The organism is Demequina sp. NBRC 110052, assembly GCF_002090075.1.
Classification (GTDB): Bacteria; Actinomycetota; Actinomycetes; order Actinomycetales; family Demequinaceae; genus Demequina.
The window spans coordinates 1,189,929-1,202,645 of record NZ_BBRI01000002.1 but is presented as its reverse complement, the minus strand read 5'-3'; the positions used below and the strand labels follow the sequence as shown (position 1 = coordinate 1,202,645).

Below are 12,717 nucleotides of genomic sequence, written 5' to 3'. Positions count from 1 at the left end.
GCGCCATGTCGGATCGCGTGGTGATGTACAGCCGGGTCGGATGCCACCTGTGCGCGGAGGCGCGCGGCGTGGTCCAAGAGGTGTGCGGCAGGCAGGGCGTGTCGTTCACCGAGGTCGACGTGGACGCGGACGCCGAGCTCAAGGAGCGCTACGGGGACGAAGTCCCTGTCGTCACCGTCGACGGCGCGGTGGTCGGGTTCTGGCGCATCGATCCGACAGTGCTCGCGCACGCCCTCGAGTCCTAGAACCGGCGAGGTTCCGAGGCACCGCGGCGGCAGGCGACAATAGGGGGCATGCCCGTCGTCCACCTGCTGCGCCACGGCCACGTCCACAACCCTCAGAAGGTCCTGTACGGCCGCATGCCCGGCTTCCGCCTGTCCGACGCGGGGGTCGCCATGGCGCAGGCCGTGGCAGAGGACCTGGTGCGCCGCGAGGTGCCGGTCGCGAGGGTCGTGGCGTCGCCCCTGCAACGCGCGCAGGAGACGGCCCGCCCGATCGCGGACGCGTTCGGCCTGGGGATCGACACTGACGAGCGGATCATCGAAGCGGGCAACGTCTGGGAGGGCACCCCGCTGCCCTCGGGGCCCAAGGACTTCCTCAACCTTCAGTCGCTGTGGCGGCTGCGGAACCCTTGGAGGCCGTCCTGGGGCGAGCCTTACAAGGAGCAGATTGCGCGGATGTGGGCGGCGCTGCGAGACGCGGCCGCCGCCACCCCCGAGGGCGACACGATCATGGTGAGCCACCAGCTGCCCATCTGGGTCGCGCGGTCGAGCTTCGAGAAGCGCCCGATGCTGCACGACCCTCGCAGCCGCGAGTGCGGTCTCGCGTCGCTCACGTCGTTCTCGTTCGAGGAGGGGGAGCCGGTGTCCATGAGCTACAGCGAGCCGGCTGCGCACATCGAGGTGCCCCGATGAGGGTGGAGAGGGTGACGCCGTGAAGCGCAACAGTCGGCTGATCATCTTCGCCGCGATCGTCATCGCGATCGTCATCTCGCTCGTCGCGTGCGCACCGGGCGACGCTCCCGAGTCGCCGGGCTACGTCAGCGGCGACGGTACGGTGACGATCTTCGGCGAGAGTGAGCGCGACTCTCTGGCCCTCACCGGGACCGCCTTCGATGGCACGCCCGTGGACACGTCCGAGTGGCTGGGCGACGTCGTCGTGATCAACACGTGGTACGCCTCGTGCCCGCCGTGCCGGGCCGAGGCGCCCGATCTGGTGGCGCTCGACGCCGCCGACGGCGTGCAGCTCGTGGGGGTGAACTCGCGCGACGCGGCACCGACCGCGGAGGCCTTCGATCGCACTTTCGGGGTCGAGTATCCGAGCATCGATGACTCCGACGGGGCTGCCACGGCGCAGTTGCAGGGCATCGTCGCGATCAACGCCGTGCCGACCACCCTCATCGTGGATCCCGAGGGCCGCCTGTACGCCCGCGCGATCGGCCGGGTCGAGCCGTCGACGCTGCGCTCGCTCGTCACCGACGCTGCGGCCGAGGCGGGCCTGACCGTAGACCTGACCGACGCGTCGGGCGGGCCCGAGGGTGCCGACCCGGAGTCCGAGGGCGGCGCGTGAACCTGATCGCCGGCGTGGGAGCGGACTTCGCGAACCAGGTGCTCACGGGCAGCCTGCTCGCGGCGCTGCCGATCGCCCTGCTCGCCGGCCTGGTGAGCTTCGCGTCGCCGTGCGTGGTGCCGCTCGTGCCCGGCTACCTCGCGTACGTCTCGGGTATGGCAGGCGCCGACGCGGGCACCGGCAAGGCTTCGCGACCCCGGCTGCTGCTGGGTGCGCTGCTGTTCGTGCTTGGCTTCTCGGCGGTCTTCGTGGTGCTCGGCATCCTCGTCGCGACGGCCGGTGCGCAGCTCCAGGAGCAACTCGGCATCGTCACCCGCATCCTGGGAGTGCTCATCATCGTGCTCGGGTTCGGCTTCATGGGCGCGATGCCGTTCCTCCAGTCCGAGCGTCGCCTGCATGTGCGCCCGAGCGCAGGGCTCGCCGGCGCGCCCCTCCTGGGCGTCGCATTCGGACTGGGCTGGACGCCCTGCATCGGCCCGACGCTGTCCACCGTCCTCGCGCTCGGCCTCACCGAGGGCACGCAGGGGCGCGGAGCGATCCTCGCCTTCGCCTACTGCCTGGGGCTGGGGCTGCCGTTCCTCGCGCTCGCGTTCTACTTCGAGCGCTCGGGCCGCGTCCTCGCGTGGCTCAAGCGCCACCGTCTCGCGCTCATGCGCGTGGGCGGGGCGATGCTGATCATCCTGGGCGTCGCCCTCGTGACCGGGCTGTGGGAGCGCTTCACCGGCCTGCTGCAGGGCTGGATCGACGGGTTCTGGGTGGCCATCTGATGGCTCGCATGAAGCTGGACAACTACGCCGTCGCGGACGCCCCGCGCTTGGGCGTGCGCGGCTGGCTTCGCTGGATCTGGCGTCAGGTCACCTCGATGCGCGTCGCGCTGATCCTCCTGCTGCTGCTTGCGCTCGCGTCCATCCCCGGCTCGATCCTTCCGCAGTACCCGCAGGACCGCGCCGCCGCTCTCGCGTTCGTCGAGAGCAACGGCTGGTGGGGTCGCCTGCTCGATGCGACCGGCTTCCTCGACGTGTTCGGCTCCGCGTGGTTCACCGCGATCTACGTGCTGCTCTTCGCGTCGCTGATCGGCTGCATCCTGCCGCGCATCGCCGTCTACTGGCGCCAGCTGCGCGCCGAGGTGCCCGCGGTGCCGCGCCGCCTCGACCGCTTCGAGCTGCAGGACGAGGCGCCCGCCTCCGAGGGTGCGAGAGACGCCTTCGATCGCGCGACCGCGCACCTGCGCCGCCGCGGACCGTTCGGGTGGCGCGTGCGCGTGGAGGAGCGGGACGCGAGGGACGGGCGCGAGCTCGCCCTGTCCGCGACTCATGAGAGCCTGCGCGAGGCGGGCAACCTGCTGTTCCACGTCGCGCTGGTCGGCATCCTGATCGCCGTCGGAGCCGGATCGCTGCTCACCTACCGCGCGCAGGCGATCGTGGTCGAGGGCGAGTCCTTCACCAACGCCGTCGTCGACTACGACACGTACGAGGCTGGCGCCCTGTTCGACGAGTCGTGGCTCGAGCCGTTCACGCTGTCGCTCGACTCGTTCGACGTGTCCTTCACGGTGACGGGACGCGCCGAGGACTTCACCGCGAACGTCACCCTCACCGAGCCCGGATCCGAGCCGCTCTCGACGAGGATCCAGGTCAACCGCCCGCTCCAGGTCGACGGCGGAAAGATCTACCTGCAGGGCAACGGCTATGCGCCCGTCGTCACCGTCGTCGACTCCGACGGCGAGGTCGCCTTCAGCGGTGCCGTGCCGTTCCTGCCGCAGGACGCCGCGTACACCTCGACCGGCGTGGTCAAGGTGCCCGACGTCACCTCGGGCGAGCAGCTCGGCTTCGTCGCGACCCTCCTGCCCACCGCTGTCGACAACGGCACCACCCTGGTCTCGGCCCACCCTGACCTCAACAACCCGGTCATGCTGCTTCGTGGCTACTCCGGCGATCTCGGGCTCGACTCGGGCATCCCGCAGAACGTCTACGTGCTCGACGAGTCGCAGCTCAGCCCCCTTCGCGACCCCGACGACGCCGTCTGGTCAGTGGCCCTCACGCCCGGCGAGACCGTCGACCTGCCCGACGGGCTCGGCAGCTTCACGTGGGAGCAGACCCCGCGCTTCGCCGCCTTCGACCTGCGCACCGACCCCTCCTTGCCGTACCTCCTGGTCGCCGCGATCCTCGCGCTCGTCGGGCTCTCGTTCAGCCTCTTCGCGCCGCGCAGGCGACTGTGGCTCGTCGCGCCCCTCGCGGACGACGCGCACGCGGCGAGGTCTACAGTGGTGCGAGCAGCGATGCTGGCGCCCGAGCACGACGCCGGCGCCGCCGACGAGATGCGACGCGTCCTCGACGTGGCCACCGGCCGCGTGCGCAGCATCGAGGAGGATGAATGACCCCGCAGTCCCTGTCCCTCGTGACCCTCTGGGCCGCCACCTCGCTCTACGCCATCGCCATGGTGGCGTGGGCGATCCGCCTGTCGCGCATCGCCGACGAGCGCGTCCAAGCACGCGAAGCGGTCGTGGCCGAGCCCGCGACAGTGGCGGCGGGTATGACCATCCCGGCCCCGGCATCGGGCATGGGAGCCGGCCCCGTGGTGCTCACCGAGGACGACCTCCCGCGCCGCAGCGCCGCCGACCGTGCGCTGGGCACCGCCCGCACTGCGATGATCATCGGTCTGCTGCTGCACGCCGTGGGCCTCGTCACACGCGGCATCGACTCGGGTCACGTGCCGTGGTCGAACATGTACGAGTACACGATCACGGGCTCGTTCGTGGCCGTCGCCGTGTTCGCGATCGTGCAGGCGCGCCGCGACGTGAGCTACCTGGGCGCGGGCGTGACGGGCTTCGCGACGATCGCCCTGGGCATCGCCCTCACCACGCTCTACTCGGTCTCGACGGGTCTGCAGCCCGCGCTGCAGAGCTTCTGGCTGGTGATCCACGTCTCCATCGCGATCATCTCGACCGGCATCTTCATCGTCGCGTTCATCGCCACCGTCCTGCAGCTGTGGCAGCACGCGCGCGACGAGGGCCAGCGCGAGGTGACGGGCGGCGGCATCACGCGCCTGCGCCATCGCGTCCACAACGCCGTCGCCGGGTGGGCTGAGGGCGCGAAGTGGATGGCCGCCGTCCCCAAGGCGATGAAGCTCGAGGCGCTCGCGTTCCGTCTCAACGCCGTCGGCTTCGTGCTGTGGACCTTCACCGTCATGGCCGGCGCCGTGTGGGCCGAGCACGCCTGGGGGCGCTACTGGGGCTGGGACCCCAAAGAGGTCTGGTCCTTCGTGATCTGGGTCCTCTACGCCGCGTATCTGCACGCGCGCACCACGCAGGGCTGGCGCGGGCCGCGCAGCGCGTGGGTCTCAGTGTGGGCGTTCGTCGCGCTCATCATGAACTTCACGGTGGTCAACCTCTTCTTCCAGGGCCTGCACACGTACGCCGGCTCCTGAGTCGATGAGGCAAGCGTCACATCCCGCTCACGCGATCGAGGCGGGCGCGCGTGAGCGTGCCGGTCGCCGCGCCGCGCGCCGTTAGGCTTGCTCCCCATGAGGATCGCGCTCCTGCTCGACGACAGCATGGACCGGCCCGACGGCGTACAGCAGTTCGTGACGAGCCTGGGGCACACCCTGGTGTCGGCCGGACACGAGGTCGTGGTGGTCTGCTCTGCGGGCTCCGACGGTGAGGACGGCGACCCCGCGGCCGCAGGTGGTCTGCCCGTCGTGCCGCTCGCGCGCAACATGGGCGTCTCGTTCAACGGCAACCGCCTGCGCACGCCGCTGCCCGCCGACAAGGCGCGCATCCGCGCATGGCTGGAGGAGTTCCGGCCGGACGTGATCCACGTCCAGACGCCGCACTCGCCCGCGTTCGCCGGCCGAGTCGTACGCGAGGCGCGACGTGTGCTGGGCGACAGCGTGCGCATCGTCGGCACGTTCGTGATCCTGCCTGACGGCGGTTTCAGCGCCGCGTCCACCCGAGCGCTCGGAGCGGCGCTTCGCGGCAACCTCAAGCGCTTCGACGCGTTCTCCGCGTTGTCCGAGCCTGCCGCGGACTTCGCGCGCAAGGCCTTCAAGATCGAGTGCACCGTCACGCCCCATCCGATCCCGGTCGATGGTTTCCGCGCGCAGGCGCGTCTGGACCGTCTCCCCGACGAGCAGCGCCCGCTCACGCTGTCGTTCCTGGGGCGCTTCGTGCCGCGCAAGGGTGTGCTCGAGTTCATCGAGGCGATCGACGCGCTGCCTCGCGAGGTGCATCCATACATCCGCGTGCGCATGGCGGGCCGTGGACCGCTGCTGGACAAGGCGCGACGCCTCATCGCCTCCAAGTTCCTGCGCGGCGTCATCTCGCTCGAGGGCTACCTGCCGGAGAGCGACAAGGCGCAGTTCCTGCATGACGCCGACCTTGCGGTGTTCCCGGCGATGAGCGGCGAGAGCTTCGGCATCGTCGTGGCTGAGGCGATGGCCGCTGGCGCGGGCGTCGTGATCGGCGGCGACAACCCTGGCTACCGGTACGTGCTGCAGGACGACGCGGTGCTGGTCGATCCCAAGGACACCGCAGCGTTCGCGCAGACGCTCACCACCTTGCTGGCGGACCCCGCCGAGCGCACCCGCATCCACGAGGCCCAGCAGCGTCGCGTCCGCGAGTTCGACGTGCCCGTGGTGCTGGCATCGATCATGGAGCTCTACGGGGTCGCCTGAACCCCCGCGGTCCGGCCGCGCGCTACGGCGTCTCGCCGTCGCGACGCTGGCGACGGCGCGCCTCCTGGTCGCGAAGCCAGCGCAGATACTCCGGGTCGTCGTCGGGAGCACCCGGCCCCGGCGTCGGGCCTTCGTCGCCCTCCGAGCCGCTCACCCACTTGACGACGATCCACGCGATCGCGCCCAGGTACGGGAAGACCAGGATCGCGACGACCCACACCCACTTTGGCACCCCGAACGGACGCTTCGACGGCGTCTGCGTCACATCTGCGAGGGCGTAGACCACGAGGAGCACGTAGGCGGCGATCGCGAGGAACCGAGGCATGGCGTCCACTGTATTGCCGCACGGGTAGTTTGGTTGCCATGAAGGTGCTCGCCTATTGGGCCGCGCGCACCGCGATCTTCCTGGCCGTTGTCGCCGTCCTGTGGGCGCTGGGCTGGCTGGACATCGTGATGCTCGTCGCGGCCGTCGTCATCGCCTGGGCGATCGGCTACATCGCGCTGCCCGGCATGCGGTCCGCCGCGAACCAGCAGATGGACGGCTGGGTGCACCGCTCCGAGAAGGGGCTGCGCACTCTCGACGCCGAGGAGGACGCCGAGGCCTACGGCTCGGCAGGGGAGACGCCCGACGCTGGTGTCGGGCCCGACGACGCCGGCACCGAGGCTCGCTGACTCCTTCCTCAAATCTTCATCGCCGCGCACCGGTGCCCTCAATCTGGCGCTGATGTCCTGGGGTCGTACAGATCCGATGAAGGAGGACATCATGAGGACCACACGGATGACCGCGGCGGCAGTCGCAGGCGCGATCGGCCTTGTCACGATCGGCGCGGGCGCTGCGCTCGCGGCGCCGGGTGCTGGCGGCCACGGCTTCGGCGCGGGCGACGGCAGCGGCGACAGGACGATGGATCGTCTCCACGATGCGGGCCGCGACAGGGACCGTGACGGCGAATGCGATGGCTCGATGATGCGGGACCGCGACGGAAGCGCGGTGCTCGATCTCGCGGACGGCGAACTCAGCGACGCCGATGCGGCGAGCCTCGCGTACATGGTGCAGGAGGAGAAGCTCGCGCATGACCTCTACGTCACGCTCGGCGAGACGCACGATCTGCGGATACTCGACCGCATCGCGCTCGCAGAGGTACGCCACGCCGATGCGGTGAGGGCGCTACTCGAGGCCTACGGACTGGAGGACCCGACGCTGGGCTTGGAGGTGGGCGAGTTCGCCGACGACGACCTCCAGCAGCTGTACGACTCGCTGCTGGCACAGGGACTCAAGTCTGAGGAGGCGGCCCTCACGGTGGGCGGGATCGTCGAGGAGACCGACATTGCCGATCTGAGTGCGGCTGACACTGGCGAGGCGTCGATCGACGCACTCTACTACCGCCTCGAGACCGGCAGCACCCACCACCTCGTCGCGTTCGTGAAGGTGCTCGACGCCCGGGGCGTGGACTACGAGACCCAGGTGCTCACCGACGCGCAGCTCGCAGCGATCGTCGACGGCTCCTAGATCGCGATGCCCACCGCGAGCAGGATGCCGTAGGCGAGGCCCACGGCGCTCGTGGCCGCGAAGATGGGCGCGAGCGCCCGGCCCTCGAGCGGGCCCCTCACTGATAGGCCGATGAGCAGCGACGGCAGTGCGGTGAGCGTGGCCAGCAGTGCCCACGGGTGCGCGAAGGCGACGATGATCGCGCACAGCACGGGCGCCATCATGACGCCCAAGAACGCCCTGCGCGCACGGACTGGCCCCAAGCGCACCGCAAGGGTGCGCTTGCGGGTCAGTGCATCGGTGTCGAGGTCGCGGATGTTGTTGATCATGAGCATCGCGACAGAGCTGAAGCCCACGCCCGCGGCGGCCACCACGGCCCACCACGTGATCTGCGCGGCCTGCGCCACCATCGTGCCGAGCACCGCCACGAGCCCGAAGAAGACGAAGACGGAGACCTCACCCCAGCCGTCGTAGCCGTAGGGCCGCGACGAGCCGGTGTACGTCCACGCGGCGATGATCGCCAGCGCGCCCACGATGAGCCACCACCACTGCCCGGCCACCACGACGAGCCACAGTCCCAGCAGGGCGCCGATGCCGAAGAAGAGGAAGGCCGCGCGCTTCACGGCCGTGGGGGTGGCTTTGCCGGTGGCGACCAGGCGGTCGGGGCCCACGCGATCCATGTCCGTGCCGCGCACGCCGTCCGAGTAGTCGTTGGCGTAGTTCGAGGCGATCTGCAGTGCCATCGCGACGCCCAGCGCGAGCAGCGCGATGAGCAGACGGAAGCCGTCGACGGCGATCGCGGCTGCCGTGCCGACGGCGACCGGCGTCACGGAGGTCCACAAGGTGCGGGGTCGCGCTCCAGCGACCCAGTCGGACATGGCTGTCATGCGTCTCCCGGGGATCGGTCGGCGTCGGCGAGCAGCCGACGCGCGGTCATGCGGTCGATCTTCTCACTGGGAAGCCGCGGGACGGACTCCACCGCGAGGACGATCTGCGGCAGCGCCTCGCGCGGCAGGTGCCCCCGCAGTGCGGTCCGTACCTCGAACGTCGTCGGTGCCTCGGCGCCGGGATGTGGCTCAATCACCGCGCCGACGGCCTCGCCCCACTCAGCGTCGGGGATGCCCACGACCACGCACGCCGCCACCTCAGGCAGCGTCAGCAGTGCCCGCTCGACGCCGTCCGGATGCACCTTCACGCCGCCGCTGTTGATCACGTCGTCCGCACGGCCCAGGAGGGTGAGCCGGCCGTCCTCCCACGCACCGAGATCGCCCGTGCGATGCCACCGGTGACCGTCGATGACAGGCCAGGCGCCCGCGTCGGGCATGGGCTCGCCGGTCGGGGACGCGTAGCCGTCGGCGAGCATCGGGCCTGTGAGCAGTACGCGGCCGTCGTCGTCGATGTCCACGTCGACGCCATCCAGCGGGGTGCCGTCGTACAGGCAGCCGCCTGAGGTTTCCGTCATCCCGTACGTCGTGACCACGTTCGCGGGCACGTCGTGGCGCCTCAGCGCCGCGCCACCGACAAGCACCGCGTCGAAGGTCGTGAGGGCGTCGGCCCCGGCGGGATGATCGAGCAGTCTTCCCAGCTGCGTCGGCACGAGCGATACCCGGCGCGGGCCATCCGGCATCGAGGCCACCGTCTCGGCGAAGCCCTGCGGGGTGAACGGGCCATCGGGCATGCGGGCGAGCGGAGCCTCGTCGAGCGCGGCGCGTGCGATCACCATCGCGCCGGCGATCCTGTCCGCGGGGACGGCGAGCAGCCACGACGCCGGTCCGCCGAGCCTGTCGCGCGTGGCCACGGCCGACGCTCGGATCGCGTCCGCTCCCACCAGCACCAGTCGCGGGGCGCCCGTTGAGCCCGACGTGGGCGCGGCGATTCCAGGGGCGTCGCCGCGCAGAACCGCCGCGATCGCCTCCTCCGGACCTTCCGACAGGCGCAGGTGCTTCATCGGTTCCAGCCTAGGGCGCACCTACACTGGCGCTGTGATCAGACGTCCCAGCGTCCGCGCCGCGCTCGCGGCCGTCGTGATGCTCGGGCTCGCCGCCTGTGCGCCGTCGTCGACGCAGGACCCCTCCGTGATGCTGTCCTACTCGCCGGGTGCGCAGCGAGCCGCCGGGCCCTCCGCGCCCGCCGACCCCACGCCCGAGGTGGCCTGGCCGCTCACCGGGCTCGACGCGTCGGGCGCATCCGAGGAGGCATTGGCCCAGCCCGCGCTCGCGATCAAGATCGAGAACTCGGAGGACGCGCGGCCGCAGGAGAACCTGCAATACGCCGACGTGGTCTACGAGGAGTACGTCGAGGCGGGCATCTCGCGGCTCGTGGCCGTCTACCACTCGAACTTCCCCGAGTCCGTGGGGCCGGTGCGGTCCATGCGGCCGATGGACAAGAACATCATGGGCTCCTACCTGGGTCCGCTCGTGTTCTCCGGCGCGCAACCCGGCTTCATCAGCCAGAACCGTTCCGCCGGGATCTTCCAGATCTCTCAGGACCTGGGCGACTACGGGTTCTACCGCAAGAGCGGACGCTCCGCCCCGCACAATCTGCACGCCTACCCAGAAGACCTGCTCGAGCAGTCAGGCGACACCACCACGCCGCCCGCGCAGTGGGCGTTCGCCTACCCGGATGCCGGCGCCACCGCGCAGGTCCAGGGCCGCGACGTCAGCTCCGTGGCCATCATCATGTCCGGCTGGGCGCACCCCGGCTGGAACTGGGACGCGAACTCCGGGACGTGGCTGCGCACCGAGTGGGATGCCCCGCACGTCACCATGGATGGCACGCAGCTCTACGCGACGAACATCGTCATCATGCGTGTGGACATCACGTACAACCGCTCCGGCGGCGGGGCGTCCGTTCCCGAGACGATGCTCGCTGGACGGTCTGGATCCGGGACACTCATCTCTGGGTCCAAAGCCGTGGACATCACGTGGTCCAAGGGCTCCAGCGTGACCGACAAGATCATCTACAAGACCGCCGACGGCAAAGAGGTGTCGCTCATGGCGGGCAACACCTGGGTCGAGTTGATTCCGAACTCCGGGTCAGTCACGATCAACTGACTCGGGTTCCTCACCGCTCGCCCCTCTCGCAGGAGGCGCTCACCGCGGCTCCCACACGCGACTTGCACCGCACCGGGCGTGTCGTCACCTCTCAGATGTGCGACACGCCGTCTGCAATCCGATCCGCGTGTGGGAGCTGCGACCGGGTGGAGGCAGGCGGGCTTGGCAGACCGGCCTGGTCGCGATTCGGACGGCAGCAGGCCGCGAGTGCACTGTCCACGAGCCGGTCGCCGGACGGGAGATTGTTGGTGAGCACGAGAGGTGGCACGCTCAGCCGCATGACGTTGTCGTTTCCCGAGATTGAGACGCGCCTCTGGGACCTCGAGCGCCAAGTCGACACGCTGCTCAATGACCGGGAGCGGTCACTGTTCTCTGAGCTCCTCAATGCCGGCGAGAATGGCGTGGCACCCGAGATGCTTGCGGATTGGCTAGCCGAGGAGCCCTGGCCCATCACCTCCGCTTTCCGCGAGAGCGCGGTGGCGCTCGCCGAAGAAATGCACATGAGCGACCGGGTATCTCGTGTCCTCCGGCTCTGCCCGCCGAGCCAGAGCAACCACCGGGGGATTCGATGACGAAGGAGTGATCAAAGATGTCTCCTACAGTGATGCGAAGGGTTGCCGTCGCCGTCGCCCTCGTGACGGTTACTGTCCTTGGGGTATGGCTCGCGGTGTGGATCCAGTGGGGTCGCGACTTCGAGACTGCAGACGCGGGTGGTTCGCCCGAGCCGATGTCCGCGCTCGAGACAGTTGTCTTCTTCGCGGGCATACCTGTGACTTGCTTGGGCGTTGCAGTGCTCGTGGTGCTGCTCTTGAGCGCCAGGCGTAGGCGGCAGAACTCCTGAAGTTAGTCTGAATCCGCGGCGCACAGAAAGCGGATCGGCGCGGACTGCGTGAGCCGCGTGACGGCTTGCAAAGTCTCGTAGGAAGGGACGGGTGTCTCGCGTCAGAACGCGTACGGGAACCCTGTCCAGTCGGGGTCGCGGCGCTCCAGGAACGCGTCGCGTCCCTCCTGCGCCTCGTCCGTCATGTAGGCCATGCGGGTCGCCTCGCCGGCGAAGACCTGCTGGCCTGCGAGTCCGTCGTCCGCGAGATTGAAGGCGAACTTGAGCATGCGGATCGCTTGGGGTGACTTGGTGGCGATGATGCGCGCATACTCGAGCGAACGAGCCTCGAGCTCGGCATGGGGGACGGCCTCGTTGACCACGCCCCACTTCTCGGCATCGGACGCTGAGTACTCGCGTGCGAGGAAGAAGATCTCGCGCGCACGCTTGTCGCCCACCTGGCGTGCGAGCAGCGCGGACCCGTAGCCCGCGTCGAACGACCCGACATTGGCGTCGGTTTGCTTGAAGCGTGCGTGCTCGCGGCTCGCGATCGAGAGGTCGGCCACTACATTCAGCGAGTGTCCGCCCCCGGCCGCCCAGCCGTTGACCGCGGCGACGATCACCTTGGGGGAGGTGCGCATGAGGCGCTGCACCTCAAGGATGTGCAGGCGACCCCCGTGAGTAGGAGCATCGGCGGCCGTCCCCTCGTAGAGGTAGCCGTCGCGGCCGCGGATGCGCTGGTCGCCCCCGGAGCAGAACGCGTGCACGCCGTCCGCCGCGGGCCCGTTGCCGGTGAGGATGATCGTGCCGACATCGGCGGTCATGCGCGCGTGGTCGAGCGCGCGGTACAGCTCGTCGACGGTCTGCGGGCGGAACGCGTTGCGCACCTCGGGCCGGTTGAAGCCGATGCGCACCGCAGGCAGGTCCCGCTCGCTGTCCCCGTCGCGCGCCACCCAGCGGTGGTAGGTCACGTCGCTGTCGGGGAAGCCCTCGATCGCGCGCCACTGGTGAGGGTCCATGAGGTCGGATACCTGCGCCGGGATGTCGCTCATGCGGCCAGGGTATCCGTCGCATGCCCGACGCGTCCCTCAGCCCGGACCCGGCGCTCACCAGGTGCGTCG

Annotated in this window: 15 protein-coding genes; 11 read left to right on the top strand and 4 right to left on the bottom strand. The window is 69.9% G+C overall.

The window, feature by feature from the left end; translation table 11 throughout:
- The first annotated feature begins 5 nt into the window (after window positions 1-5).
- The 7 genes from B7K21_RS05830 to B7K21_RS05800 all read left to right on the top strand — a co-directional run bounded on the left by B7K21_RS05830 (window position 6) and on the right by B7K21_RS05800 (window position 6,237).
- Window positions 6-245, top strand: a complete 240-nt coding sequence (locus B7K21_RS05830; RefSeq protein WP_084074247.1) for a glutaredoxin family protein — start codon at window positions 6-8, stop codon at window positions 243-245.
- Window positions 246-293: 48 nt separating this feature from the next.
- A complete protein-coding gene (locus B7K21_RS05825; protein ID WP_084074246.1) occupies window positions 294-914 on the top strand; it encodes a histidine phosphatase family protein in 621 nt (206 codons plus the stop codon).
- 19 nt (window positions 915-933) lie between these two features.
- Complete coding sequence (locus B7K21_RS05820) at window positions 934-1,569, top strand: TlpA disulfide reductase family protein (RefSeq protein ID WP_084074245.1); 636 nt, start codon at window positions 934-936, stop codon at window positions 1,567-1,569.
- Window positions 1,566-2,336, top strand: a complete 771-nt coding sequence (locus tag B7K21_RS05815; protein WP_084074244.1) for a cytochrome c biogenesis CcdA family protein — start codon at window positions 1,566-1,568, stop codon at window positions 2,334-2,336. The genes B7K21_RS05820 and B7K21_RS05815 overlap by 4 nt, the downstream gene beginning before the upstream one ends.
- Window positions 2,336-3,943 (top strand): cytochrome c biogenesis protein ResB, encoded by a 1,608-nt coding sequence (locus tag B7K21_RS05810; RefSeq protein ID WP_084074243.1) that lies wholly within the window; start codon window positions 2,336-2,338, stop codon window positions 3,941-3,943. Before B7K21_RS05815 ends, B7K21_RS05810 begins: the two co-directional genes overlap by 1 nt.
- The gene (gene ccsB / locus B7K21_RS05805) at window positions 3,940-4,992 is read left to right on the top strand and encodes a c-type cytochrome biogenesis protein CcsB (RefSeq protein WP_084074242.1); all 1,053 of its coding nucleotides are present in this window, start codon (window positions 3,940-3,942) and stop codon (window positions 4,990-4,992) included. Before B7K21_RS05810 ends, ccsB begins: the two co-directional genes overlap by 4 nt.
- Before the next feature lie 96 nt (window positions 4,993-5,088).
- Window positions 5,089-6,237, top strand: a complete 1,149-nt coding sequence (locus tag B7K21_RS05800) for a glycosyltransferase family 4 protein (RefSeq protein ID WP_084074241.1) — start codon at window positions 5,089-5,091, stop codon at window positions 6,235-6,237.
- Between the two features lie 22 nt (window positions 6,238-6,259).
- Here the strand turns inward: B7K21_RS05800 and B7K21_RS05795 are convergent, their stop codons facing one another.
- On the bottom strand, window positions 6,260-6,562 hold the full coding sequence (locus B7K21_RS05795; protein WP_084074240.1) for a PLD nuclease N-terminal domain-containing protein: 303 nt from the start codon (window positions 6,560-6,562) through the stop codon (window positions 6,260-6,262).
- Between the two features lie 38 nt (window positions 6,563-6,600).
- Here B7K21_RS05795 and B7K21_RS05790 point away from each other — a divergent pair, with 38 nt between their 5' ends.
- Both B7K21_RS05790 and B7K21_RS05785 read left to right on the top strand, forming a co-directional pair.
- Entirely contained in the window at window positions 6,601-6,909 is a 309-nt protein-coding gene (locus B7K21_RS05790; protein WP_084074239.1) for a DUF4229 domain-containing protein, read from the top strand.
- Window positions 6,910-7,000: 91 nt separating this feature from the next.
- Window positions 7,001-7,744, top strand: a complete 744-nt coding sequence (locus B7K21_RS05785; RefSeq protein WP_159448423.1) for a DUF2202 domain-containing protein — start codon at window positions 7,001-7,003, stop codon at window positions 7,742-7,744.
- On the opposite strand, the gene B7K21_RS05780 is transcribed toward B7K21_RS05785, so the two are convergent.
- Together B7K21_RS05780 and B7K21_RS05775 are read right to left on the bottom strand one after the other, a co-directional pair.
- Complete coding sequence (locus B7K21_RS05780) at window positions 7,741-8,610, bottom strand: 1,4-dihydroxy-2-naphthoate polyprenyltransferase (RefSeq protein ID WP_084074237.1); 870 nt, start codon at window positions 8,608-8,610, stop codon at window positions 7,741-7,743. The two genes, B7K21_RS05785 and B7K21_RS05780, sit on opposite strands and share 4 nt — an antisense overlap.
- Entirely contained in the window at window positions 8,607-9,671 is a 1,065-nt protein-coding gene (locus tag B7K21_RS05775; protein ID WP_084074236.1) for an AMP-binding protein, read from the bottom strand. Before B7K21_RS05775 ends, B7K21_RS05780 begins: the two co-directional genes overlap by 4 nt.
- A gap of 34 nt (window positions 9,672-9,705) precedes the next feature.
- Here B7K21_RS05775 and B7K21_RS05770 point away from each other — a divergent pair, with 34 nt between their 5' ends.
- A complete protein-coding gene (locus tag B7K21_RS05770) occupies window positions 9,706-10,776 on the top strand; it encodes a DUF3048 domain-containing protein (protein WP_084074235.1) in 1,071 nt (356 codons plus the stop codon).
- A gap of 278 nt (window positions 10,777-11,054) precedes the next feature.
- Complete coding sequence (locus B7K21_RS05765; protein ID WP_084074234.1) at window positions 11,055-11,348, top strand: hypothetical protein; 294 nt, start codon at window positions 11,055-11,057, stop codon at window positions 11,346-11,348.
- Between the two features lie 370 nt (window positions 11,349-11,718).
- Here the strand turns inward: B7K21_RS05765 and B7K21_RS05755 are convergent, their stop codons facing one another.
- Window positions 11,719-12,648 (bottom strand): 1,4-dihydroxy-2-naphthoyl-CoA synthase, encoded by a 930-nt coding sequence (locus B7K21_RS05755; protein WP_084074232.1) that lies wholly within the window; start codon window positions 12,646-12,648, stop codon window positions 11,719-11,721.
- Window positions 12,649-12,717: the final 69 nt, after the last annotated feature.